21 protein-coding genes are annotated in these 23,901 nt (G+C 71.6%); 10 read left to right on the top strand and 11 right to left on the bottom strand.

The window, feature by feature from the left end; all coding sequences use genetic code 11:
* Positions 1-29: 29 nt before the first annotated feature.
* Together EDD29_RS01245 and EDD29_RS01240 are read left to right on the top strand one after the other, a co-directional pair.
* Positions 30-1,430, top strand: coding sequence for an outer membrane protein assembly factor BamB family protein (locus tag EDD29_RS01245; RefSeq protein WP_123661749.1), 1,401 nt, complete (start codon positions 30-32; stop codon positions 1,428-1,430).
* 126 nt (positions 1,431-1,556) lie between these two features.
* On the top strand, positions 1,557-2,774 hold the full coding sequence (locus EDD29_RS01240; RefSeq protein ID WP_123661748.1) for an acetyl-CoA C-acetyltransferase: 1,218 nt from the start codon (positions 1,557-1,559) through the stop codon (positions 2,772-2,774).
* A gap of 73 nt (positions 2,775-2,847) precedes the next feature.
* On the opposite strand, the gene EDD29_RS01235 is transcribed toward EDD29_RS01240, so the two are convergent.
* The 7 genes from EDD29_RS01235 to eno form a co-directional block, all read right to left on the bottom strand.
* A complete protein-coding gene (locus EDD29_RS01235) occupies positions 2,848-3,624 on the bottom strand; it encodes a Bax inhibitor-1/YccA family protein (RefSeq protein WP_123661747.1) in 777 nt (258 codons plus the stop codon).
* A 92-nt stretch (positions 3,625-3,716) separates the two neighbouring features.
* Positions 3,717-4,826, bottom strand: a complete 1,110-nt coding sequence (locus tag EDD29_RS01230; protein WP_123661746.1) for a class I SAM-dependent methyltransferase — start codon at positions 4,824-4,826, stop codon at positions 3,717-3,719.
* A 252-nt stretch (positions 4,827-5,078) separates the two neighbouring features.
* Complete coding sequence (locus EDD29_RS01225; RefSeq protein ID WP_246052447.1) at positions 5,079-5,774, bottom strand: uracil-DNA glycosylase; 696 nt, start codon at positions 5,772-5,774, stop codon at positions 5,079-5,081.
* Positions 5,775-5,869: 95 nt separating this feature from the next.
* Entirely contained in the window at positions 5,870-6,787 is a 918-nt protein-coding gene (locus EDD29_RS01220; RefSeq protein WP_123661745.1) for a Ppx/GppA phosphatase family protein, read from the bottom strand.
* Positions 6,788-6,817: 30 nt separating this feature from the next.
* Positions 6,818-7,333, bottom strand: a complete 516-nt coding sequence (locus EDD29_RS01215) for a DUF501 domain-containing protein (protein WP_123661744.1) — start codon at positions 7,331-7,333, stop codon at positions 6,818-6,820.
* Between the two features lie 32 nt (positions 7,334-7,365).
* Positions 7,366-7,701, bottom strand: a complete 336-nt coding sequence (locus EDD29_RS01210) for an FtsB family cell division protein (RefSeq protein WP_246052446.1) — start codon at positions 7,699-7,701, stop codon at positions 7,366-7,368.
* A 90-nt stretch (positions 7,702-7,791) separates the two neighbouring features.
* Positions 7,792-9,075 carry a phosphopyruvate hydratase gene (gene eno, locus EDD29_RS01205; protein WP_123661742.1) on the bottom strand — a complete coding sequence of 428 codons (1,284 nt, stop codon included), beginning with the start codon at positions 9,073-9,075 and terminating at the stop codon, positions 7,792-7,794.
* A 235-nt stretch (positions 9,076-9,310) separates the two neighbouring features.
* Here eno and EDD29_RS01200 point away from each other — a divergent pair, with 235 nt between their 5' ends.
* The 4 genes from EDD29_RS01200 to EDD29_RS01185 all read left to right on the top strand — a co-directional run bounded on the left by EDD29_RS01200 (position 9,311) and on the right by EDD29_RS01185 (position 12,548).
* Positions 9,311-10,384 (top strand): ABC transporter substrate-binding protein, encoded by a 1,074-nt coding sequence (locus EDD29_RS01200; RefSeq protein WP_246052445.1) that lies wholly within the window; start codon positions 9,311-9,313, stop codon positions 10,382-10,384.
* A complete protein-coding gene (locus EDD29_RS01195; RefSeq protein WP_123661740.1) occupies positions 10,381-11,181 on the top strand; it encodes an ABC transporter ATP-binding protein in 801 nt (266 codons plus the stop codon). Before EDD29_RS01200 ends, EDD29_RS01195 begins: the two co-directional genes overlap by 4 nt.
* A complete protein-coding gene (locus EDD29_RS01190; protein WP_123661739.1) occupies positions 11,171-12,055 on the top strand; it encodes an ABC transporter permease in 885 nt (294 codons plus the stop codon). The genes EDD29_RS01195 and EDD29_RS01190 overlap by 11 nt, the downstream gene beginning before the upstream one ends.
* 82 nt (positions 12,056-12,137) lie before the next feature.
* Positions 12,138-12,548 carry an Rrf2 family transcriptional regulator gene (locus tag EDD29_RS01185; protein WP_170201245.1) on the top strand — a complete coding sequence of 137 codons (411 nt, stop codon included), beginning with the start codon at positions 12,138-12,140 and terminating at the stop codon, positions 12,546-12,548.
* Positions 12,549-12,569: 21 nt separating this feature from the next.
* On the opposite strand, the gene EDD29_RS01180 is transcribed toward EDD29_RS01185, so the two are convergent.
* From EDD29_RS01180 to mfd, 4 genes are all read right to left on the bottom strand, one after another.
* Entirely contained in the window at positions 12,570-14,939 is a 2,370-nt protein-coding gene (locus tag EDD29_RS01180; protein WP_123661737.1) for a transglycosylase domain-containing protein, read from the bottom strand.
* Between the two features lie 67 nt (positions 14,940-15,006).
* Positions 15,007-15,909 (bottom strand): nucleoside triphosphate pyrophosphohydrolase, encoded by a 903-nt coding sequence (locus EDD29_RS01175; RefSeq protein ID WP_123661736.1) that lies wholly within the window; start codon positions 15,907-15,909, stop codon positions 15,007-15,009.
* A complete protein-coding gene (locus tag EDD29_RS01170) occupies positions 15,906-16,511 on the bottom strand; it encodes a SurA N-terminal domain-containing protein (RefSeq protein WP_123661735.1) in 606 nt (201 codons plus the stop codon). The genes EDD29_RS01175 and EDD29_RS01170 overlap by 4 nt, the downstream gene beginning before the upstream one ends.
* Before the next feature lie 18 nt (positions 16,512-16,529).
* Positions 16,530-20,021: a transcription-repair coupling factor gene (gene mfd, locus EDD29_RS01165; RefSeq protein WP_123670198.1), complete on the bottom strand. Its 3,492-nt coding sequence runs from the start codon at positions 20,019-20,021 to the stop codon at positions 16,530-16,532.
* A 170-nt stretch (positions 20,022-20,191) separates the two neighbouring features.
* Between mfd and EDD29_RS01160 the strand changes: the two genes are divergently transcribed.
* The 4 genes from EDD29_RS01160 to EDD29_RS01145 all read left to right on the top strand — a co-directional run bounded on the left by EDD29_RS01160 (position 20,192) and on the right by EDD29_RS01145 (position 23,890).
* Positions 20,192-20,929: a class I SAM-dependent methyltransferase gene (locus EDD29_RS01160; protein WP_123661734.1), complete on the top strand. Its 738-nt coding sequence runs from the start codon at positions 20,192-20,194 to the stop codon at positions 20,927-20,929.
* 61 nt (positions 20,930-20,990) lie between these two features.
* On the top strand, positions 20,991-22,466 hold the full coding sequence (cysC, locus tag EDD29_RS01155) for an adenylyl-sulfate kinase (protein WP_123661733.1): 1,476 nt from the start codon (positions 20,991-20,993) through the stop codon (positions 22,464-22,466).
* Positions 22,467-22,618: 152 nt separating this feature from the next.
* Positions 22,619-23,551: a sulfite exporter TauE/SafE family protein gene (locus EDD29_RS01150; RefSeq protein ID WP_123661732.1), complete on the top strand. Its 933-nt coding sequence runs from the start codon at positions 22,619-22,621 to the stop codon at positions 23,549-23,551.
* Between the two features lie 123 nt (positions 23,552-23,674).
* Positions 23,675-23,890 (top strand): hypothetical protein, encoded by a 216-nt coding sequence (locus EDD29_RS01145; protein ID WP_123661731.1) that lies wholly within the window; start codon positions 23,675-23,677, stop codon positions 23,888-23,890.
* Positions 23,891-23,901 lie beyond the last annotated feature (11 nt).

Below are 23,901 nucleotides of genomic sequence, written 5' to 3'. Positions count from 1 at the left end.
GGGCCCCGCACCTCATCGGAGTACCCGACATGGCCTCCCGCGCCCAACGACCGACACCCTCCGCCACATACCGGGCACCCCAGGTAGCGGGGCGGGCCGCCTTCCCCGTCCGCCGGGCGCTGTGCGTCCTGTCCGCGGGGGCGCTCCTGGCGGGCTGCTCGGCGGCCAAGGAGGGCGGCGACGACATCCCCCGCGTGACGCGCTGGGCGGACACCACGGTGAACGTGGTGAGCCGTCCGATGACGGCCGAAGGCGTCACCGCGGCCACCGCGCTCGGCGAGCGGGGCGCGCTGCGGACCGTCGTGCACGACGTGGCCACCGGCGCCCCGCTCTGGGCGGAGCGGGCCACCATGGCGGGGCGGCCGAACTCGATGGGCGTGCAGCCTCCGGCGATCGTCGGCGGGATGGTCGTCGCGGTGGAACCGCGGCCGAACGGCAAGAAGGCGATCGTGGCGCGGGAGGCGCGCGAGGGCCTGGAGCGGTGGGTCCGGCCCGTCACCGCGACCTACGGGCCGACGGCGTGCGGGGCCAACGTGTGCCTCACCGAGCTCGCGGGCGGCGCGAAGACGCGCTTCACCGTGCTGGAGGGGGCGACCGGACGGCCGCTGTGGCGGGTCCCCGGCATCGCGGAGGTGCAGCACGCCGACGCCGACCGCCTCGTGCTGCTGCGCCGCACCCCGCGTCCCGCGGTGGCCGCATACGGGCCCGCCACGGGCGTGCGCGAGTGGACGTACCCGCTGGCCGCCGCGGTGGGCTCCGACGCCGACCTCGACGGCGGGTGGGCGGCCGGCGTCGCCGACGGGATGCTGCTGGGGTATGTCGGGCCGAACCGGAAGGGCTCCCGGCTGACGTCCTTCGGGTACTTCGCCCTGCGGCTCACCGACGGCCGCCGTGTCTGGTCGCGGCCCGGCCTGCTACGCGTCCACCCGAGCGCGAGCCCGGCGGTCGCGATCGTCGGCCGCGAACTCGGCAAGCGCGGCGCGTACGGCGGCTTCACCCGGCTCGACCGGGCGACCGGCGCGAAGGGCCCGATCGTCCCGGCGACGGCGCTGCCGCAGGACACCCCGTGGTGGCTGTCGTTCTCCGACGACCTCGCCAACGTTGGCTTCCTCGCCGGACGCCGCGCAGGGACCGCCTACTCTCTGGCCCGGGGCAACGCCGTCACCGCCGACGGGATGCGCACCTGGGGGTTCTGCACCGTCACACCCGCCGCGCTGAAATTGAAGGGCGGCCTCAAGGGCTTCTACCCGACGGCCTCGCTGTGCCCGTACGACCTCGCCGGAGGCCGCAGGGCCGACGACCAGACCATCGCGCCGCCGTCCTGGTACACCGGCGCGACCGACGGCTGGCGCGTCTGGCGCGACGAGAAGGGGGCGCTGCACGGCGTCAATGACGGCGCGGGCACAATTCCAGGTATGTACGGGCGCTGACCCGCACACCGTTCTCTGGATCGGCGCCTGGAGACGGACTACAAACTGACGGGTAGGTAACTTGAGGGCGACGGGTTCCGCGTCCCCAAGCGGCCCCACCCGTCCCGGTCCGAGGAAAGAGGCATCATGCCCGAGGCTGTCATCGTCGCCACCGCTCGATCCCCGATCGGCCGCGCGTTCAAAGGCTCTTTGAAGGACCTGCGCGCGGACGACCTGGCCGCGTCCATGGTCAAGGCCGCGCTGGACAAGGTCCCCCAGCTCGACCCGAACACCATCGACGACCTCCTGCTCGGCTGCGGCCTGCCCGGTGGCCGACAGGGCTACAACATGGGCCGGGTCGTCGCCGTGCTGCTCGGCCTCGACGCCGTGCCCGGCGCGACCGTCACCCGGTACTGCTCGTCATCGCTCCAGACGACCCGGATGGCGTTGCACGCGATCCGGGCCGGGGAGGCCGACGTCATCGTCTCCGCGGGCGTCGAGCACGTCTCGGGGTTCGCGTTCGGCTCGTCCGACGGTCCGAAGGGCACCACCAACCCGCTCTTCGGCGACGCCGAGGCGCGCACCGCGGTGCTGGCCGAGGGCGGCAAGGACTGGACCGACCCGCGCGCGGACGGCGCCCTGCCCGACGTGTACATCGCGATGGGCCAGACCGCAGAGAACGTCGCCCGGCTCAAGGGCGTGTCCCGGCAGCGGCAGGACGAGTTCGGCGTCCGCTCGCAGAACCTGACCGAGAAGGGCATCGCGAACGGCTTCTGGGCGACCGACATCACCCCCGTCACGCTGCCCGACGGCACCGTCGCGGCCACCGACGACGGACCGCGCGCGGGCACCACCTACGAGGCGGTCTCGCAGCTCAAGCCGGTGTTCCGTCCCGATGGCACGGTCACCGCGGGCAACTGCTGCCCGCTGAACGACGGGGCCGCGGCCCTGGTCATCATGAGCGACACCAGGGCGGCCGAGCTCGGCATCACCCCGCTGGCCCGGGTCGTCAGCACCGGCGTCAGCGGGCTGTCGCCGGAGATCATGGGCCTCGGCCCGATCGAGGCCAGCAAGAAGGCCCTCGCCCTCGCGGGCCTGACGATCGACGACATCGACCTGGTCGAGATCAACGAGGCGTTCGCGGCGCAGGTCCTGCCGTCGGCCGACGAGCTCGGCGTCGACTACGACAGGCTCAACGTCAACGGCGGCGCCATCGCCATCGGCCACCCCTTCGGCATGACCGGCGCCCGCATCACCAGCACCCTCATCAACAGCCTCAAGTTCCACGACAAGCAGTTCGGTCTTGAGACGATGTGCGTCGGCGGCGGCCAGGGCATGGCCATGGTCCTGGAGCGCCTCAGCTAGGCGGCTCCCGCAGGACGGCGAAGGCCCCGGCGCGGGAAGCGCCGGGGCCTTCTTCATGGCCGCAGGACCGGGGTCAGTCGTTGCCCTGGAGGATCGCCAGGAGGCGCAGGATCTCCAGGTAGATCCAGACGAGCGTGCTGGTCAGCGCGAAGGCGCAGGCCCAGGCGTACTTCGCGGGCAGCTGCTGCTGGACGCCGCGCTCGATCATGTCGAAGTCGAGCATCAGGAAGAAGCAGCCGACCAGGATCGCCACGACGCTGAACGCGATGCCGAGGAAACCGTACTCGCGGATGCCGATGCCGGTGTCGTTGAACAGGCCGACGACCAGGTTGACCAGCATCAGCGCGACGAGGCCGAAGCCCGCGGCGACCACGAAGCGGGTGAACTTCGGCGTCACCCGGATGATCCGCAGCGCGTAGACGGTGAGGACCGCGCCGAACGCGAGTGCGGTGCCGAGGATCGCCTGGAAGACGATGCCGTTGTACAGGTCGTTGTACAGGTGGCTGATCGCGCCGACCGCGATGCCGTAAAGCGCCGAGTAGGTGAGCGTCAGGGCGGCGCTGGACTTGCCGCTGAAGCTCAGGTACAGGCCGATGCCGAACGCGGCGAGGACCGCCACGAGAGCGATGCCCATGTTGAGGTTGAGCACCCAGGCGACGGTGCCGGTGACGGCCAGCACACCGAGGCTCGCGAACCCCTTGACGACGACATCGTCGATCGTCATCGCGCGCTCGGCGGGGGGCGCGTAGGCCGGCTGGTCGTACATGCCCTGAAGCTCGGCGGGAGTGGGGGTATGCCCCATCCGCGCCTGCTCCCCGACCTTGCGGAACACGGGGTTCCTGCTCTCCATCACTGCCTCCAGCAGTTGTACTTCTTCATCTCATAGACGGACGGCGTCCGATTATGGTTCCGTTCAGGGCGATCATTCTCGGCCGATGACGCTCAACGGAGCACCGCTTCGACCTCGTACACGCCGATTCTGCCGTTCTCGCACGCGAGCGCGGTAGTGGCGAGGTGCAGCGACCAGACCCGCGCGATCCCGTCGCCGGGCGCGGGGGCGGCGAGATGGCCCGCCCAAGCACGCAGGGTCAGCGCGTACTCATCGCGCAGGGCGCGCACTCCGCGCACCTCGAGGCCGACGGCGTCCATGAGGCTGATGAACTCGCCGAGGGTGGGGGTGTCTCCACCTTTACCGTAGACGTAGTCGCTGGTGAAGGGCCGGGGCAGGGCGTCCGGCCGGTGGACGGTCTGCCGGACCAGGAGCCTGCCGCCCGGCCGCAGCACCCCGACGAGACGGTCGAGATCGCGGTGCACGGGGGTGGTCCCGGCCAGCGAGACGACGGCGTCGTAGCTGCGGTCGTCGAAGGCGCCGCCCGGAAGCTCGGGCTCCAGGAAGACGCCGGGGGGCGCCTGCTCGGGAAACGGGGTGACGGCCGTCACGTCGGCCCCGGGGCACTGGGCGGCGAGCAGCCGGGAGAACGCGGCGAATCCGGCGTTCACCTCGAGGACCGACTCGCCGAGGCGGGGGGCGAGCCGGGCCGCGACGTCCCGGGCGTCGGCGTCCTGCGCCTCTTCGAGGGTCAGGGCGTCCGCCCATCTGCCGACGCCCGTGCCGCGGCCCTCTCCCGTCATCCGGGCGTACAGCCCGGCGGACGTCTCGGCCATCAGGCCCGCGCCGTCCTCCTCCGGGGGAGCCTTCGGCTCCGGGCCCACCGCGCCGAGCATCACCGCGGTCCGCACGATCTCCCGCTTGTCCTCGGCGCTCAGCGCGATCGGCTCGTCGCCGCGGCGCAGCACCCGCTGGAGCGCGCCGAGCGCGGCGCAGACGTCGCCCTCGATGTCGAGCTCCCCGGCGACGAACGCGCGCACGAGGCCGACCTCGCCCGGCTTCCACAGCAACCGCCGCAGCGCCCTGCGGTCCCGGAGGACGAACGCGGGCGCGTCCTTCGGGCCGGTCTCGCTGCCGTCCCAGGCGCGGACCCGGACCGGCGGCTCCGGGCCCAGCAGCCGGACCAGCAAGGGCTCCAGCCGTCCCGCGACCCCGTCCGCCATCGTCAGTCCCCCTCCAGCCGTCGGCGCACCGCCGATCTTAGGCAGTACGGGGCCTACCCCAAGCCCCGCCGGTCAGATGTGCCACGCGCCACGCCCGTGCCGACCGGATCGGGACGGGAAAAATTCCGCCGAAACCGCAAACCCATGGGGCCTACGGGGCATCTCACTCTTCGGGGAAGGGACAGGGCCCTACGGGGGCGTTCAGCGGCCCGCCGCTGAGCCCGGTCCTGTCCCGCCCCCCGATTCCCCTGATCACCGCCCGGCCAGCGCCCTCGCGCGGCGGAAGACGGTGTCCAGCATCTCCTCGGTGACCCGCCCGGTGAACGTGTTCTGCTGCGACGGGTGGTAGCAGCCGAGGACGACGGCGTCGCCCACCGCCGCCTCCACTCCGTGTCCGAAACGGGGTCGGGGACGCGGCACGGGCAGGCCCGCGGCGGCCAGCGAAGGCCACAGCGCCTGCCACGCGAACCCGCCGAGCACCACGATCACCTTCGGCCGCGTCAGCTCCAGCTCCCGCACCAGCCACGGACGGCAGGCGTCGCGCTCGACCGGAAGCGGCTTGTTGTCCGGGGGCGCGCACAGCACCGTCGCGACGACCCGGGTGTGCAGCAGCCGCTGGCCGTCGCCCGCGTGCGTGCTGGTGTCCTTGGCGGCGAGGCCGCACCGGTGCAGCGAGGCGAACAGCCAGTCGCCGGAGCGGTCGCCCGTGAAGATCCGGCCGGTCCGGTTGCCGCCGTGCGCGGCGGGGGCGAGCCCGACCAGCAGGATCGGCGCGTCCTCGGCGCCCCAGGAGGGCACCGGCCGGCCCCAGTACCGCTCGTCGCGGAACGCCCTTCGCCGCTCGACCGCCACCGACTCCCGCCAGTCCACCAGCCGGGGGCAGGCCCGGCACACCGACTGCCGTGCGGCCAGCTCCGCGTGGTCCCCTGCGCCCGCGGCGAGCCGCACGACGGCCTCGGCATCGGCCGCGACGGGGGTCTCCGGCGTGGCCGGGTCCTCCGGCCAGCCGGTGCCGGGCGGGACGAACGGGGGGTTCCCGCCGCTCAGGCGAGGCTCCAGGCGATGCCGTCGAGGATGTCGTGCTCGCTGACGACGACCGAGCCGAACCCGTACTCGCGCATGATGCGGTCCAGGATCAGGGAGCCGGCGCCGATCACGTCGACCCTGCCCGGGTGCATGACGCCCATCGCGGCCCGCTCGTCGTGCGTCATCTTCAGCAGGCGGCGGGTGATGTCGTGGACCTGCGCCGCGGTGATCCGGGACAGGTGGATGCGGTCCGAGTCGTACGCGTCGAGGCCGAGGTTGATCGCCGAGACCGTGGTGACCGAGCCCGCGAGCCCCACCAGGGTGCGCGCCTCGCCTACCGGGACCTCCGCGCGGACCGCCGCGAGCTGCGCGTCGATGTCGGCGACGGCGCCCGCGATCTGCTGGGGCGAGGGCGGGTTGGCGCCCTTGAAGTGCCGCTCGGTCATCCGGACGCAGCCGATGTTCACCGACTTGGCGGCCTGCACGTCGCCCGCGCCGACGACGAACTCGGTGGAGCCGCCGCCGATGTCGACCACGAGGTAGGGGCGGAGCGGGCGGAGCACGGCGAGGTCGCGGGTGGCGCCGGTGAAGGACAGCGCGGCCTCCTCCTCGCCGGAGACGACCTCGGGCTCGACCCCGAAGATCTCCACGACTCCGGCGACGAAATCGGCCCGGTTGCGGGCGTCGCGGGTGGCGCTGGTCGCCACCACCCTGACCTTCTCCGCCCCGTGCCGCTCGATCAGCGCCGCGTAGCCGCGCATCTCCTTGAAGGTGCGCTCCAGCGCCTCGGGCGCCAGCTCTCCGGTCTGGTCGACCCCCTGGCCGAGGCGCACGATGCGCATCTCGCGCTCGATGTCCTTGAGCTCGGTGTCGACGTCGGCGACGAGGAGCCGGACCGAGTTGGTCCCGCAGTCGATCGCGGCAACCCGCGTCATGTAACGCCCTCCCGGAACCGGCTGCGCCCGTTAGGGCAGTTCTCCGTCCATCATGACATCGACGCACGGGCCCGAGCGCCACCATTCCGGGAGTTCGTCGAGGGCCTCGCGACCGAACGGGTTGGTGCCGGGCGCCGCGAGCTCATGCCCGACGAGGGCGTGCAGGCACTTGACGCGCTCGGGCATGCCGCCCGCGGTCTGCATGCCCTCGGGCAGCAGAGGCATCCCGGCGGCTTCCGCGGCCTTGTCGCGGCGCGCCTTGTAGTCCTCGTGGGCGGCCAGGTAGCGGGCGGCCAGCTCGGGGTCCTCGGCGAGCCGCTCCTGCATCCGGCGCATCTCGCCGCGCTCCTCCAGCGTGCCGATGGCCGAGGCGGCCTTGGGGCAGGTGAGGTAGTACAGGGTGGGGAACGGCGACCCGTCCTCCAGGTAGGGCGCGGTCTCGATCACGTCCGGCAGTCCGCACGGGCAGCGGTGCGCGACCTCCGCCGCGCCGCGGATCTCCCGGCCGAGCTGCGCCTGGACGGCGGCGACGTCACGCTCTTCCACTGCGGGCCTTTCTCATCGAACTCGAACGGGGGCTACGGCTGCTCGTCGGCGGCCTCGACGGACCCCCAGAGCGTCTCGTACCAGGGCGGCGCCTTGCGCTGCTCCTGCGCGCCCCCACCGTACTGCGACGCGCCGCCCTCCCCGTCCAGGACGACGAAGCACTGCTCACCGGGGTCGCAGTAGTGCAGCCGCCTGCGCGCCTCGCCCTTGATGTAGTCGGGGTCGCCCAGCCGCCCCTTCTGGGCGGTGAGGTCCTCGACCTCCTGCCGCGCGGCGGCCTCCCGCTTCTGCAGCTGGGAGATCTGGGTGCGCTGGGCGATGTACTCCCGGACGGGATAGGCGAGGCTCAGCGCGATCGCGCAGAGCACGACCGCGAGGATCGCGGCCCGCGACGTCAGATGCGACCGGCCCCCCGCGCTGTCGCGGGGGGCTGGCGCACCGGAGCGCGGGGCGCTGATCTAGCCCTCCCAGCCGAACCGGGGGAAGGCCGCGGCGCCGGCGTAGCGGGCCGCGTCGTCGAGCAGTTCCTCGATGCGCAGGAGCTGGTTGTACTTGGCGACCCGGTCGCTGCGGGCGGGGGCGCCGGTCTTGATCTGGCCGCAGTTGGTGGCGACGGCGAGGTCGGCGATCGTGGTGTCCTCGGTCTCGCCGGACCGGTGGCTCATCATGCACTTGAAGCCGTTGGTCTGGGCGAGGGTGACCGCGTCCAGGGTCTCGGTGAGCGTGCCGATCTGGTTGACCTTGACCAGCAGCGAGTTGGCGGTCGAGGTCTTGACGCCGCGGGCGAGGCGCTCGGGGTTGGTGACGAACAGGTCGTCGCCGACGAGCTGGACCTTGCTCCCGATCGCGTCGGTGAGAGCCTTCCAGCCGTCCCAGTCGTTCTCGTCCAGCGGGTCCTCGATGGAGACCAGCGGGTAGTCGGCGACGAGGGAGGCGTAGTACTGCGCCATCTCTTCGGCGGACCGGGCCGAGGCCTCGAAGGTGTAGGCGCCGTTCGCGTGGAACTCGGTGGCGGCGACGTCCAGGGCGAGGGCGACGTCGCGGCCGGCGGTCAGGCCGGCCTTCTCGATCGCGACGAGGATGAGGTCGAGCGCCTCGCGGTTGGAGGGCAGGTCGGGGGCGAAGCCGCCCTCGTCGCCGAGGCCGGTGTTCAGGCCCTTGGCCTTCAGCACGGACTTGAGCGCGTGGTAGACCTCGACGCCCCAGCGCAGGCCCTCGGAGAAGGTGGCCGCGCCGAGCGGCGCGATCATGAACTCCTGGATGTCGACGTTGGTGTCGGCGTGCGCGCCGCCGTTGAGGATGTTCATCATCGGCACCGGCAGCACGTGCGCGTTCGGCCCGCCGACGTAGCGGAACAGCGGGAGGTCGGCGGAGTCCGCGGCGGCCTTGGCGACGGCGAGGCTGACGCCGAGGATGGCGTTCGCGCCGAGCTTGGCCTTGTTCGGGGTGCCGTCCAGGTCGATCATGACCTGGTCGATGATCCGCTGGTCGTCGGCGTCGTAGCCGACGATCTCCTTGCCGATCGTGTCGTTCACGGCGGCGACGGCCTGCTGGACGCCCTTGCCGTTGTAGCGGTCGCCGCCGTCGCGCAGCTCGACCGCCTCGAACTGGCCCGTGGAGGCGCCGGACGGCACCGCGGCCTGCGCCTGCGTGCCGTCTTCCAGGAGGATCTCGACCTCAACTGTGGGGTTGCCGCGGGAGTCGAGGATCTCCCGGGCGTGTACGGCCTCGATCGCGGACACGTGCGCACTCCTTGTTCAGCATCACGGGGGTTGCCCTCAGACCCTATCGAAGCCCCCTCGCGCCCCCGCGCGAGGCTCGCCGCCCGCCCGAGTCCGACCCGTTACCCAACCGTCCCCACTATTCCTACCGATCGGGTTGACTTGATGGGCATCCCCTGGTCTACTTTTCGCATCAAACCAGTCGGAAATATCCATCCGGCTCGCACGACTCATCCCCCCTTAGACAGTCGGAAAGATGGAGTGGAGCGCGATGAAGCTCAGCAGGAGAAAAGCCCTCGCAGCGACGGCGGCGCTGGTGATCGGTCTCCCGGCGCTCGCAGCCTGCGGCGGTGAGGACTCCGGCTCCGGCGGAGGCGACGAGAAGGTCACCGTCAACCTCGGCTTCTTCCCCAACATCACGCACGCCACCGCGCTCGTGGGCCTGGAGAAGGGCATCTTCGCCGAGAAGCTGGGCTCGAACGTCACGCTGTCGAGCAAGGCCTTCAACGCCGGCCCCGCCGCCATCGAGGCCCTGTTCGCCAAGGGCGTCGACGCGACCTTCGTCGGACCGAACCCGGCCATCAACGCCTGGTCGCAGTCCAAGGGACAGGCCATCAAGATCATCTCGGGTGCCGCGTCCGGCGGCGTCTCCCTCGTGGTGAACCCCAAGAAGGTCAAGAGCCTGGACGACCTCAAGGGCAAGAAGATCGCCACCCCGCAGCTGGGCAACACCCAGGACGTGGCGATCCGCTACTACCTCAAGGAAAAGGGCCTCACCGCCAACCAGGACGGCACCGGCGACGTCTCGGTCGTCCCGCAGGAGAACTCCCAGACGATCGAGACCTTCAAGCAGGGCGAGATCGACGGCGCCTGGGTGCCCGAGCCCTTCGCCTCCCGCCTCATCCTCGAGAGCGGCGCCAAGAAGCTGATCGACGAGAAGACCCTGTGGCCCGACGGCAAGTTCGTCATCACCCACCTGATCGTCCGGCAGGACTTCGCCAAGGAGCACCCGGACCTCGTCCAGAAGCTCGTCGAGGCGACCGTCGCCTCCAACGACTTCATCGCCTCCAACCTGGAGGAGGCCAAGACCGCGGCCAACGCCCAGCTGGAGAAGCTGACGACCAAGCCGCTGTCGAAGGAAGTCCTGGACTCGGCCTTCAAGGAGATCGAGTTCACCAACGACCCGATCGCCGCGTCGCTGACCGGAGGAGCCGAGCACGCCCAGGCCGTCGGCCTGCTCGACCCGGTCGACCTCAAGGGGATCTACGACCTGTCCTACCTGAACACGGTGCTGAAGGCGGCCGGAAAGCCGGAGGTCGCGACCCCATGACCAAGGCCCCCGAGGCCGCCGAGAGCCGGACCGCCGCCGCGGTCCGGCTCGCCGGTGTCTCCAAAGCGTTCGGATCCGGGAGCTCGGCGCTGCTCGCGCTCGACAACGTCTCCCTGGACGTCAAGCCCGGAGAGTTCGTCTGCCTGCTCGGCGCGTCCGGCTGCGGCAAGTCCACTCTCCTCAACCTCGTCGCCGACCTCGACAAGACCAGCTCCGGCACCATCGACGTGGGCAACGCCCGCGTCGCCCTGATGTTCCAGGAGCCGGCGCTGTTCCCGTGGCTGACCGTCGGCGGCAACCTGGAGCTGGCGCTGCGCCAGCGCGGGCTGCCCCGCAAGGACCGCCCCGGGCGCGCGGCCGAGCTGCTGGAGTCGGTCCACCTGGGCGGCTTCGCCAAGAAGCGCCCGCACCAGCTGTCCGGCGGCATGCGCCAGCGCGTCGCCCTCGCCCGCGCCCTCGCGCTCACCGAGTCCTACCAGGGCCGCCGCTCGACGCTGCTGCTCATGGACGAGCCGTTCGGCGCCCTCGACGCGATGACCCGCGACCTGCTCCACGACGAGCTGGAGCGGATCTGGCGGGAGCGCGAGCTCACCGTCCTGTTCGTCACGCACAACGTGCGCGAGGCGGTCCGGCTCGGCGACCGCGTCGTGCTGCTGTCCAGCCGGCCCGGCCGGGTCATCCAGGAGTTCCCCGTCGAGTTCGCGCGGCCGCGCCGCATCGACGCTCCCGAGGTCTCCTCCCTCGCCGCCGAGATCACCGACCGGCTCAAGGAGGAAGTCAGCCGCCATGGTGCTTGAGAAGACGAGCGACAGCGCTCCCAAGCCCGGAGTCAACCGGGAGCTCGCCGGGCTCGACGCCCTGGAGCTGACCGCGGGGACCAGGAAGAACCCGCTGATCCGCGTCTACTCGGCGCTGTGGCCGATCGTGACCGCGCTGGCGATCTTCCTGTTCGCCTGGCAGTGCGTGGTCTGGTCGGGCTGGCGCGACCCGTGGGTGCTGCCCGGCCCGGCGGAGGTCCTCCCGGTCTTCTGGGACACCGTGACCTCGGGCAAGACCTGGGACGCGGTCGGCCTGACGATGCAGCGCGCGGTCGTGGGCTTCGCCCTCGCCGTCCTCATCGGCGGCGCCGTCGGCGCGCTGGTGTCGCAGTCGTGGGTGCTGCGCCGGGCCTTCGGCTCGCTCATCACCGGCCTCCAGACGATGCCGTCGATCGCCTGGTTCCCCCTCGCGATCCTGCTGTTCAAGCTCAGCGAGGGCGCGATCCTCTTCGTGGTGGTCCTCGGCGCCGCGCCGTCGATCGCCAACGGGCTCATCTCCGGTGTCGACTACACGTCGCCGATCCTGCTGCGCGCGGGCAAGGTGATGGGGCTCAAGGGCTTCGGCCGCTACCGGCACCTGGTCATCCCCGCCTCGCTGCCCTCGTTCGTCGCGGGGCTCAAGCAGGGCTGGGCGTTCGCCTGGCGCTCCCTGATGGCCGGCGAACTGCTGGTGATCATCGGCGTGCAGTCGCTGGGCACCCTGCTCACCTTCAGCCGCGAGCTCAACCAGACGTCCGAGATGATCTCGGTGATGTTCATCATCCTGATCATCGGCGTGGTGGTCGACCAGCTCTTCGGCCTCGCCGACCGGTCGCTCCGCAACCGCTGGGGGCTGGACGACTCCAACAGATAAGTCCGGAAAGTGCCGCATCGTAAGGTGTGGCACTTTTTGGGACGTCTATCCAACTTAACGAGTCGAAATAATCGGGGAGCCCGTGCAGATCACCGCCCGAGTGGAGTACGCACTCCGCGCCCTGCTGGCCCTGGCCTCCGCCGAGCCCGCCCCCCTCACCGCCGCGGCACTCGCCGAATCCCACGCGCTGCCCCTGACGTTCCTCCAGGCCATCCTCGGCGACCTCAGACGCGCCGACCTCGTGCTGAACCAGCGGCTGCCCGACCCGGGCTACCGGCTGTCCCGGCCCGCCGCCGCCATCACCGTCGGCCAGGTCCTGCGCGCCATCGACGGCAGGCCCGCCGGACGCCGCGCCGAACCCCCCGCGAACGGCGCGGCCCAGGACGTCGTCCGCAGCCTCGACCGCCTCTGGGCGGCCGCCGACAGCGCCCTCCTGGGCGTCATCGACACCGTCACCCTCGCCGATCTACGCGACGGCAGACTGCCGAGCTGAATGGCGCCCCGGGGGATCCCGTCAGGGGATCTCCCAGGGGGCTCCTTCTTCCTGGGGCTCCGGCCAGCCGGGGTCGGGGAGTTCGGGGAGGGCCGTGGGGTCCTTGCCCTTGGAGACGGTGAGGACGACGGTGAGCCCCGAGTCGCCCGGGTCGATGAGGGCGCCGGGAGACGGGTCCGTCGCGACGATCTGGTCCTCGTCGTACTTGTCGCTGTACTCGTGCGAGCCGACCTTGAAGTCCAGGCCCATCGCGCCGAGCTTCTGCATCGCCGCGTCGAGGGACATGCCGCGAAGGTCGGGCATCTTGACCTCGTCCTCGCCCGAGCCCTTGCGGAAGAAGAACGACGGCGGGCGCTGGAACCGCCCCGCCTCGACCCCGCTCAGCGCCTCGGCCATGGTGTCCTGCCAGATCGGGCCGGGGATCGTCGCGCCGTAGACCGGGCCGCCGCAGTGCGTCGGCAGGCAGGTGTTCGTCATCGGGTACTTGTAGCCACCGCGCGGGTCGCCCACCCAGACGGCCGAGGCGAGCTGCGGGGTGTACCCGGCGAACCAGGCGGCCGAGTAGTTGTCCACGGTGCCGGTCTTGCCCGCGGCCGGCCTGCCGATGCCGAGCCCCCGGCCCGTCCCCCGGGTCAGGACGCCCGACAGCACATAATTGACGGCGTCGGCGACGCCCTTGTCGATCACCTGCTCGCATCCGGCCTTCGGCACCGGGATGCTCTTGCCGTCCGAGGTGTTGATCCGCTTGATCGCGATCGGCTCGCAGTACTTGCCGCGGGCGCCGAACGCCGCGTAGGCGGCGGCCACCCTGAGCGGCGAGACGTCGTTGAAGCCGAGGGTGAAGGACGCGAACTCCTGGAGCGGCTTGCCGTCGGCGCGCTTGATGCCCAGCTTCTTGGCGATCTTCACCGTGTCGCACAGGCCGACCTTCTTCTCCAGCAGCAGGAAGAAGGTGTTCACCGAGTGCCAGGAGCCGGTCAGCAGGCTGAAGCTGCGGCCGCCCTCGCCGTCGGAGGAGTTGGTGAGGACCTTGGTGTCACTGACGTCCTTGCCCTTGCAGTCCTTGAAGCCGGTCGGGGCGTAGCCCCTCGGCGCGGTGATCCGGTCGCCGATCGCCATGCCCTGGTCGAAGGCGGCGGCCAGGGTGAACGCCTTGAAGGTCGAGCCCGCGGCCATGCCGATGCTGGTGCCGTGGTCGGCGTCGGCGGCGAAGTTGATCCAGGTCTTGCCGCGCTGCTCGTTCGGGCCGAGCTCCCGGCCGACGTCCATGCCCTTGATCTCGCCCGTGCCGGGCTCCACCAGGACCTGAGCGGCGGCCTTGCCCTCGTCGTTCTTGGCCGGGACGTGCCGGAGCAGCGCCTTGTGGGCGGCCTTCTGGGTCTTCCAGTCCAGGGTGGTGCGGATCGTCAGGCCGCCGATCCACAGCAGCCGCTCCCGCTCCTCGGGGGTCTTGCCGAAGATCTTGTTGGTGAGGATCTCGCGCTGAACGTAGTCGCAGAAGAACGCGGCCCTGCTTTCGGTGCAGCCGTTCTTGGTCTCGGTGATCTTGATCTTGAGCGGCTTGTCCTTCTCCGCCTTCGCCGTCGCGGTGTCGATGACGCCCAGCTCCGCCATCCGGTCCAGGACCGTGTTGCGCCGGTTGACCGCGCCCTCCGGGTTCAGCCGGAGGTTGTATTGGTTGCCGTTCTTGAGCGCGCCGGCGAGGGTGGCCGCCTGGCCGAGGGACAGCTTCGCGGCCGGGATGGAGAAGTACCGCCGGGACGCGGCCTCTATGCCGTAGGCGCCGTCGCCGAAGTAGGCGACGTTCAGGTACTTCTCCAGGATCTCGTCCTTGCCGAACCGCTCCTCGACCGCGATCGCGTAGCGCAGCTCCCGAATCTTGCGGCCGGGCGTCGTCTCGACCGCGTCCTGCCGCTCGGCGTCGGTCTCCGCGTTCACGTACAGAAGGTTCTTCACGTACTGCTGGGTGATGCCGGAACCGCCCTGGGGCGCGGAGGCGCCCGAACCGTCGAGGTTGGAGGCCAGTGCCCGCATCGTGCCCTTGAGGTCGAGCGCGCCGTGCTCGTAGAACCTGGCGTCCTCGATCGCGACGACCGCCTTGGCGGCGATGGGCGCGACCTTCTCCAGCGGGACGTCGACCCGGTTCTGCCGGTAGAAGGTGGCGATGGACGAACCGTCCGCGGCGAGGATGGTGGAACGCTGCGGCGTCGTGAGGTCGCCGAGGTCCACGGGCTCGGTGAGGAGCCACTCCGCCGAGTCGCGGGCGCCCACCCCCGCGACGCAGGCGAGCGGCAGCACCAGGAGCGCGCTCAGCAGGCCCGCGAGGGCGCTGTAACCCGCCAGACGCCTGACGGCACCGGCCTTCCCGCGCCCACGGGCGTCCGAGTCCATGGCGCACACCATAGACCGGACGTATGTCACAAAACCAGCAGCCCCCCGAGGCCAGACCATGTACCGGTCATCCCCGCGAGCGGCCTTCCCATGCCTCCACGAGCGACCGGAACTCGCCAGACCACGCCTTCAGCTCCGCGTTCGCGATACGCGCCGCTTCCGCACGGGCCTCGTAGCCCGCGAACAGCCCCTCGGGCACCCCGGCCTTACGGGCCTTGCGCACGAGGTCCTCGGCCTCCGGCACGGCGGGCATCGACCGGGGCACTCCCCCCAGGAGGGGACGGCCCGCCTTCTCGGCCTTCTTGATCTCGTCCCAGTTGGCCACGACCTCGTCGGCGCCGGACACGGTCACGTCCGCGAAGACGTGCGGATGCCTGCGGACGAGCTTGTCGACGATCCCCGCGGCGACGTCGTCGATGGTGAAGCCGTCTTCTCTCTCGGCCGCGACCGCGGCGTGGAAGGCCACCTGGAACAGGACGTCGCCGAGTTCCTCGCACAGCTCGTCCTGGTCGCCCGAGGCGATCGCGTCGACCGCCTCGTAGGTCTCCTCGATGAGGTACGGCACCAGGGAGGCGTGGGTCTGCGCGCGGTCCCAGGGGCAGTCCCTGCGCAGCCGCCGCATCACCTCGACCACGTCGAGCAGCCGGGCGCCCGGCAGGTCATAGGAGCCGTGCACGACCTCGACGTCCAGCGGATCGGCCACGACGAGCTCGCCGACCCGCGCCGCGAAGGACGCGTCGCCATCGGGGGCGGCCAGCCAGACGACGGCCTCCTCCCGGGCGGCGGCCACCACCGCACGGGCGTCGGGCGCGACCTCCTCGACGACGACGCCCGCGTCACGCAGATAGGGGAGCTGGGGGTGGTCCGGGGAGGCGGTGCGCACCCTTCCGTCGCGCAGGGCCGACCAGGCCCGCCACGTCAGGAGGCCGGGGGCGACCCGGTGCGAGGTCGCCAGCAGGACGAGGCTCACCGGCCCGTGCCCGTCGCGGGCAGCGACAGGTGCTGGACCGGCGGGTACAGCATGCCGAGGCTCACGCCGGAGGCGTAGGCGTCGCCGTACCGCGGATTCACCTTGATGCCCATCCCGCGCGCCGACGCCGCGAACGCGTCGCCGACCTGGCGGACCGCGGCGTCCTCGTCGGCGGCGCCCTGGGAGAGCCGGTCGGTGATGAGCAGCATCCTGGCGAAGCGGCGGCTGTGCGACGGCGCCACCCCGAACCGCATCGCGACCTGGTCGAACCGGGCGGTCTGGCCGCCGGTCAGCTGGGCGATGAACTGGTCGACCTGGGCGTCGGTCACCTCGATGCCGCGGTCCTCGGCGGTCTGGTCGGCGACCCGCATGCCGATCAGCCCCGCGAGGATGCTGCCCTGGAGCGAATCGGCCTTCGGCAGCAGGAGGATGCTGCGGTCCAGGGGGTGCTTCGCGTAGTAGGTCTGCCATTCCTCGGCTGCCGTGCCGAGGTCGGCCTGACTGATGCGCGGCTCGTCGGCGAAGGTCGCCGCCGCGCCCATCCGCACCTGGCCGCCGCAGGCCGTGGCCGACAGGGCGAGGGCCACGACCGCGAGCGTCATTCTGATCACCCGGTTACCTTACTGACGGGTGATCTGTTCCAGGAAGAGCGCATCGACGGCGTCCGTCGCCCAGCGCAGCATGTCGCCGTCCCGCAGCGGCCTTCCCCCGATGGGACTGGTCTTCGGCGTGGGCACGAGCAGGTGCCCCGGCTTCATCAGGCTCTTGGGGTACAGGCGCTGCATCCGCAGGTACCGCGACTCGGGCAGCAGGTCGCCCTCGTGGCCGGCCTTGGCGAACCTGACGTAGTTGCCCTGGAGCACGATCTCGGTGAGGCCGGCCTTGCGCGCCTTGGCCCGGAACCTGGCGACCTCCATCAGATTGAGCACGGCGAGCGGGGGCGCGCCGAAGCGGTCCTTCAGCTCCTCCAGCACCCCGGGGATCTCGTCGGGCGAGGTGATGCCCGCGATCCGGCGGTAGGCCTCCAGCCGCAGCCGCTCCCCCGGCACGTACTCGTGCGGGATGTGCGCGTCCACCGGCAGTTCGACCTTGGTCTCCAACGGCGGCGCGGCCTCCTGGCCGGTCTCCTTCAGGTCCCGGACCGCCTCGCCGACCATCCGGACGTACAGGTCGAAGCCGACGCCCGCGACGTGGCCGGACTGCTCCCCGCCCAGGATGTTGCCCGCGCCGCGGATCTCCAGGTCCTTCATCGCCACGAACATGCCCGCGCCGATCTCGGTGTGCTGCGCGATGGTCGCGAGGCGCTCGTGCGCGGTCTCGCTCAGCGGCGTCTCCGGCGGGTACAGGAAGTAGGAGTAGGCGCGCTCCCGGCCTCGGCCGACCCGGCCGCGCAGCTGGTGCAGCTGGGACAGGCCGTACATGTCGGCCCTGTCCACGATGAGGGTGTTGGCATTGGGGATGTCCAGGCCGGACTCGACGATGGTCGTGGCGACCAGGACGTCGTAGTTCTTCTCCCAGAAGTCGACCATCACCTTTTCGAGCTGCTGCTCGTTCATCTGGCCGTGCGCGGTGGCGATCCGCGCCTCGGGCACCAGCTCCTTGAGGGTGGCCGCGACCTTGTTGATGGTCTTCACCCGGTTGTGCACGAAGAAGACCTGGCCCTCGCGCAGCAGCTCGCGCCGGATCGCCGCGCCGATCTGCTTGGTGTCGTAGGGGCCGACGAAGGTGAGGACGGGGTGCCGCTCTTCCGGCGGGGTGAGGATGGTGGACATCTCCCGGATCCCGGTGAGTCCCATCTCCAGGGTGCGCGGGATCGGCGTGGCCGACATCGCCAGGACGTCGACCTGGGTGCGCAGCCGCTTGAGCTCCTCCTTGTGCTCGACGCCGAAGCGCTGCTCCTCGTCGATGATCACCAGGCCGAGGTTCTTGAACCTCGTCGACGGGCTGAGCAGCCGGTGCGTGCCGACCACGAGGTCCACGGTGCCGTCGGCGACCCCGCGCAGGGTCTCGGTGACGTCGGCGTCGGACTGGAACCGGGAGATCGGCTTCACCACGACGGGGAAGGTGCTGAACCGCTCGGAGAACGTCGAGAGGTGCTGCTGGACGAGCAGGGTCGTCGGCACGAGGACGGCGACCTGCTTGCCGTCCTGGACCGCCTTGAACGCCGCCCGTACCGCGATCTCGGTCTTGCCGTAGCCGACGTCGCCGCAGATCAGCCGGTCCATCGGGACGGGCCTCTCCATGTCGCCCTTGACCTCGTCGATCGCGGCGAGCTGGTCGGGCGTCTCGGCGTAGGGGAAGGCGTCCTCCAGCTCCCGCTGCCAGACGGTGTCGGGGCCGAACGCATGGCCGGGGCTCGCCATTCGGGCGGAGTACAGCCGGATCAGCTCGCCCGCGATCTGCTTGACCGCCTTCTTCGCGCGGGACTTGGCCTTCTGCCAGTCCGCGCCGCCCAGCCGGTGCAGCGAGGGGGCCTCGCCGCCGACGTACCGGGTCAGCTCCTCCAGCTGGTCGGTCGGCACGAACAGGCGGTCGCCCTTCGCGTACTCCAGGATCAGGTACTCGCGGGTCGCGCCCTGGACCGTCCGGGAGACCATCTCGACATAGCGGCCGACGCCGTGCTGCTCGTGCACCACGTAGTCGCCCGCCGAGAGCCGCAGCGGGTCGATGCCGCCCCGCCGCCGCGACGGCATGCGCCGCATGTCCTTGGTGGAGGACTTCTGGCCGGACAGGTCGGTCTCGGTGAGCACGACGAGCTTGACGTTCGCGTCCCAGATGAAGCCGTGCTCCAGGCGGGCGGTGGTCACCCAGACGGTGCCCTCGACCTGGGCGCGCTGCGCGGGCACGCCCGCGTCCTTCAGCACCTCGGTGTAGCGCTCGGCCGGGCCCGCGCCCTCGCTGGTGAGGACGACCTGCCAGCCCGCCTCGTGCCAGCCGCGCACGTCGGCGACGACCTTCTCCCGGTCGCCCCGGTAGGCGTCGGCGGCCTGCACGCCCAGCACGACGTCGTCCTCGCCCGCCGCGAGCGGGCTGGTGCTCCACCACGGGACGTCGAGTTCCGCCGCGCGGTCCTGGACCTCGTCCAGCGTGCGGTAGGCCGCGCCGCCGAGGTCGATCGGGGCCTCGCCGCCCGAGGCGGCGTTGACCCAGGACGCCTCGAGGAACTCCTGGCTGGTCGAGACGAGGTCGACGGCACGGCCGCGGATGCGCTCTGGGTCGCACACCAGGACCCGGCTGCCCTTGGGCAGGAGGTCGACCAGCAGCTCCATCTCGCCCGCGAGGACCGGGGAGAACGCCTCCATGCCCTCGACGGCCTCGCCCTCGGCCATCCGGGTGAGCACGTCGGCGAGCGCGGGGTACTCCACCGCGAGTTCGGCGGCCTTCGCGCGCACCGCGTCGGTGAGCGGCAGCTCTCGGCACGGCGGCGCCCACAGACCGTCCTGGGCGACCTCCAGCGAGCGCTGGTCGGCGGCCTTGAAGTAGCGGATCTCCTCGACCTGGTCGCCCCAGAACTCCACCCGCAGCGGGTGCTGCTCGGCGGCGGGGAAGACATCGAGGATGCCGCCGCGCACCGCGATCTCGCCGCGCTTCTCCACCAGGTCGACCCGGTCGTACCCGGCGGTGACGAGGCGCGTGACGACCTCGTCCATGTCCATCTCGTCGCCCTGGCGCAACCGGACCGGCTCCAGGTCGCCCAGGCCCGCCACGATCGGCTGGAGCACCGCGCGCACGGGCGCGACCACGACCTTCAGCGGGCCGCTCGCCGGGTCGGCGGGCTCGGGGTGGGCGAGCCGGCGCAGCACCGCGAGCCGCTGGCCGACGGTGTCGCTGCGCGGCGAGAGCTTCTCGTGCGGCAGCGTCTCCCACGACGGGAAGTGCGCGACCGTGACCGGGTCGAGCAGGCTCGTCAGCGCCGACGCCAGGTCCTCGGCCTCCCGGCCCGTCGCGGTGACGGCCAGCACCGCGGCGCCGTCGACGGCGGTCCGCGACAGGGCGGCGGCCAGGACCGGGCGCAAGGACGGCGGCCCCACCAGGGGGTGCTGCGGCGACTCGAGGCCGGCGCGCAGCCGGGCATCGGTGAGAAGGAGATCAAGCAGAGGCGAGAGAGACATCATCGACCTTGGGGTAGGCGGGCAGCCCGAAGATCCCGAAATCATCAGTTGACTCCGGGCAGCTTCCAGGGTACGCGCCACCGCGGCCGGTTCCGGGGGCGAGGACACGTTTACCGCGAGAAAGCGCGAATACCGAAAGACGCCCGCGACCATGGTTACGCTGCGGAACCATGACCGAGCTATCTGTGCGGGACCGGCCGGTCTCGGGCCCGGCCCCAGACGCCGACCTCTTCGCCGAGCGGGTCAGGCTGCACGCCCTGGACAAGGGACTGGCGAAGATCCACGTGCTGGAGGCGGGCTGTGGCAGGGGATCCGGGCTGACGCTGCCCGAGGGCCTGGCCCGGCACGTCACCGGCATCGACCTCGACGCTCCGGCGCTGCGCGCCCGCACCATGGCGCGCCTCGACCTGGACGCCTACCACCTGGGCGATCTGCGCAGCGCCCCGCTGCCGCCGCGCTCGTTCGACGTGGTGCACGCCGACGCGCTGATCGAGCGGATCGCGCACGCCGAACTGGTGATGGACCGGATGGTGGCGGCGCTCAAGCCGGGCGGGCTGTTCCTGGTCCGTTTCACCGACCGCGACAGCGCCCAGGGCCTGCTGCGCCGGGCGCTCCCGCGCCGGGTGCTCGGCGCGCTGGGGGTCGCCGGATCGCGCGGGGAGCCGCCGCGGGAGAGCCCGGCGCCGGTGTTCGAGCCGGTCAGCTCGCTCGCCGGATTCCGGAGCTGGTGCCTGATGCGCGGGCTGGTGATCGCCGAGGCGCATGTGCACCGGGCGCCGGTGAGCACGCCGGTCCGGGTGCTGGCCCGGCTCATCGCGATCTTCACGCACGGCCGCTTCACCTCCGGCCACGCCGAACTGTCCCTGGTCATCCGCAAACCCGAGAACCGGTTCGCCCGGATCCTCTGATCGCTGCCCGTACCGTCCGGTCGTGCCGGGAGTGGCGCGGCCGGACGGTATTTTTGCCCGCGTGAGCAACGCACTGTCAGAGGACCTTCACGGGCTTGCCTCGACGACCCCCGCCCCGGCCGAACTCGCCGATCTGGAACAGCTCCTGGCGGGGGCCTTCCGGCCCCTCGCGGGGTTCCTCGGCCCGCTGGACGCCGCCGCGGTCGACGCGGGCGGGCGTCTGCGCGACGGCACCCCGTGGCCCTCGCCCGTCCTGCTGACGGTGCCCGAGGCGCTGGCCGGGGAGAAGCGGATCATCCTCCAGGACCCCGAGACGGTGCCGCTGGCGGTCCTCGACGTCACCGAGGCGTGGAGCGACCCCTCGGCGCCCGCCGGGCACTTCCGCCTCGCCGGGACCCTGACCGCCCTGCGCGAGCCGTCCTACGGGGCGTTCCGCAGGCTGCGCCGCCGCCCCCCCGCGCCCGGCGCCGAGACCCCCGCGGTGCTGGCCGTCACCACCCGGGAGCCGCTGCACCGGGCCCGCCTCGGCCAGATCAAGCAGACCGCCGAGCGGCTCGGCCTGCCCGTCCTGGTGCTCGCGCTGCTGTCGGGCGCGCACGAGCAGGAGCTGGTCAGGGCGCTGCTCGCGGTTCAGCGGGACCTGCCGGAGGGCAGCGAGATCGTCACCGTGAACCTCGCGCCGCGCGCCGACGCGCTGCGCGACCAGGCGCTCGCCGCGCACGTCGCCGCGGCCTACGGGGCCACCCACCTGCTGAGTGACGCGCCCCTCACCGAGGTCCCGCTGACCGTCGTCGCGCCCGAGCCGTGGGCCTATGACACCGAGCACGAGGTGTGGCGGCCGCTCGCGCGGATCGCCGAGCAGCGGGCCCGCGCCGAGCTGACCGCCGACGAGCTGGGCGGCCTGCTGGACCGGGGCGAGGCGGTCCCCGAGTGGTTCACCCCGCCCGCGGTCGCCGCCGAGCTGCGCCGGGCCCGGCCTCCGCGGCACGAGCGGGGCGTCACCGTGTTCTTCACCGGTCTTTCCGGCTCAGGCAAGTCCACGGTCGCGCGCGCGCTCGGCGACGCGCTGATCGAGGGCGGCGAGCGGACGGTCTCCCTGCTCGACGGCGACGTCGTGCGGCAGATGCTCTCGTCCGGGCTGACCTTCTCCAAGGCCGACCGCGATCTCAACATCCGCCGGATCGGGTTCGTCGCGGCCGAGATCACCCGGCACGGCGGTCTGGCGATCTGCGCCCCGATCGCGCCGTACGCGGCGACCCGGGCCGAGGTCCGCCGGATGGTGGAGGCGGTCGGCGACTTCGTGCTGATCCACGTCGCGACCCCGCTGGAGGAGTGCGAGCGGCGGGACCGCAAGGGCCTGTACGCCAAGGCGCGGGCGGGCCTGATCCCGGAGTTCACCGGCATCTCCGACCCGTACGAGACGCCCTCGGACGCCGAACTTGTGATCGACACCACAGGACGTTCTGTTTCCGAGTGTGTCGACGAGGTCGTGAAGCACCTCACCGGGGGCGGCTGGCTGCGCTCCCAGCCCGCCTGACGGGTCCGCGACACCCCGGCGCCGAACGGCGTTTCCGCACGTCAAAGGCACGTACTGTAAGGGGTCGCCCACCTTCCGCGACTTGCTCGCGCGGTGGGCGGCCCTTATAGTTTGTGACGAAATATTTCCTAGTATTTCCATGGGATATACCGATGCACTTTGACGTGACGATGGCCATCGGATCGTTCCTCGTGGCGATCGTCGTCGGGCTGACCGGCATGGGCGGCGGCGCCCTCATGACGCCGATGCTCGTGACGTTCTTCGGTGTCCCGCCCCTCACCGCGGTCTCCAGCGACCTCGTCGCCTCGGCCGTGATGAAGCCCGTCGGCAGCTTCGTGCACCTGCGCCGCGGCACCGTGCACCTCAAGCTCGTCGGCTGGCTGTGCCTCGGCTCCGTGCCCGCCGCGTTCTGCGGCGTGCTCATCGCCCGCGCCCTCGGCGACGGCGAGGCGACCCAGGACTTCATCGAGAAGGCCATGGGCGTCGCCCTGCTGATCGCGGCCTTCGGCATCGTGTACCGCCTCTACCAGGGTATGCGCGACAAGAAGGCCGGCGCCCAGGCCGCGACCGAACCCGCCGAGCCCCTCAAGATGCGCCCGCTGCCGACCGTGCTCACCGGGGCCGTCGGCGGGGTCGTGGTCGGCATCACCTCGGTCGGCTCCGGCTCGCTGATCATCGTCGCGCTGCTCGCGCTCTACCCCATGCTCAAGGCCAACCAGCTCGTCGGCACCGACCTCGTCCAGGCGGTCCCGCTGGTCGCCGCGGCCGCGCTCGGCCACATCCTCTTCGGCGACTTCCAGCTCGCGGTCACCGCGCCCCTGCTCGTCGGCTCCATCCCCGGCGTCTACATCGGCGCGCGGATCTCCGCGCACGCCCCCGGCGACCTCATCCGCCGCGCCCTCGCCGTCGTCCTGGTCGCCAGCGCGCTCAAGATGTTCGGCGTCCCGGTCACCGCGCTCGCCTGGATCATCGCCTCCTTCGTCGTCGCCGCCGCGGCCGCCTGGATCATCCTGCGCCTTCGCCGCGAGGCCGCCCCGCCCGCCACCGCGAAGGCGGAAGTGGCCGCCGGGTCCAGAGAGGGCTGACGGGCTCCCGGGACCCTGCCCACCTCCGGAAATCCCAAAGAATCATCGCAGGTCCGCGCGGTCGGGCCCCGCCTCCGGCGACGATGGAGGAGCGCCCCTCCCTCAGCCGCGTTAAGGCCGCCCATGGACCCCGAGCAGATCCCCGACCGCCTCTTCTCCGCGGACGGGCTCGGCCGCGCCCAGCGCAGCGGCGGCGCGTGCGCCTCGTGCGGCAAACGCTGGCCGCGGCCCCGCCTGCCCATCGGACGACTGGTCGACGGGGCGGTCCTCTATGTCTGCGATGACTGCACGCCGGGCTGGGAGATCATCGAAGATGGTCCCGATCCGTCGCCGACGTGAGGAGCGCGCAG

The organism is Actinocorallia herbida (assembly GCF_003751225.1).
GTDB classification, from domain to species: Bacteria; Actinomycetota; Actinomycetes; order Streptosporangiales; family Streptosporangiaceae; genus Actinocorallia; species Actinocorallia herbida.
The sequence above is the reverse complement of the archived record's forward strand: the minus strand, read 5'-3'. Positions and strand labels throughout refer to the sequence as shown.

Coding starts and splice junctions, on each gene's coding strand:
- EDD29_RS01235 (WP_123661747.1), bottom strand. CDS start 3,624: ATGGAGAGCAGGAACCCCGTGTTCCGCAAGGTCGGGGAGCAGGCGCGG.
- EDD29_RS01145 (WP_123661731.1), top strand. CDS start 23,675: ATGGACCCCGAGCAGATCCCCGACCGCCTCTTCTCCGCGGACGGGCTC.
- EDD29_RS01220 (WP_123661745.1), bottom strand. CDS start 6,787: ATGACGCGGGTTGCCGCGATCGACTGCGGGACCAACTCGGTCCGGCTC.
- EDD29_RS01200 (WP_246052445.1), top strand. CDS start 9,311: ATGGAGTGGAGCGCGATGAAGCTCAGCAGGAGAAAAGCCCTCGCAGCG.
- EDD29_RS01150 (WP_123661732.1), top strand. CDS start 22,619: ATGCACTTTGACGTGACGATGGCCATCGGATCGTTCCTCGTGGCGATC.
- EDD29_RS01245 (WP_123661749.1), top strand. CDS start 30: ATGGCCTCCCGCGCCCAACGACCGACACCCTCCGCCACATACCGGGCA.
- EDD29_RS01170 (WP_123661735.1), bottom strand. CDS start 16,511: ATGACGCTCGCGGTCGTGGCCCTCGCCCTGTCGGCCACGGCCTGCGGC.
- EDD29_RS01160 (WP_123661734.1), top strand. CDS start 20,192: ATGACCGAGCTATCTGTGCGGGACCGGCCGGTCTCGGGCCCGGCCCCA.
- EDD29_RS01180 (WP_123661737.1), bottom strand. CDS start 14,939: ATGGACTCGGACGCCCGTGGGCGCGGGAAGGCCGGTGCCGTCAGGCGT.
- EDD29_RS01230 (WP_123661746.1), bottom strand. CDS start 4,826: ATGGCGGACGGGGTCGCGGGACGGCTGGAGCCCTTGCTGGTCCGGCTG.
- EDD29_RS01190 (WP_123661739.1), top strand. CDS start 11,171: ATGGTGCTTGAGAAGACGAGCGACAGCGCTCCCAAGCCCGGAGTCAAC.
- EDD29_RS01195 (WP_123661740.1), top strand. CDS start 10,381: ATGACCAAGGCCCCCGAGGCCGCCGAGAGCCGGACCGCCGCCGCGGTC.
- mfd (WP_123670198.1), bottom strand. CDS start 20,021: ATGTCTCTCTCGCCTCTGCTTGATCTCCTTCTCACCGATGCCCGGCTG.
- EDD29_RS01240 (WP_123661748.1), top strand. CDS start 1,557: ATGCCCGAGGCTGTCATCGTCGCCACCGCTCGATCCCCGATCGGCCGC.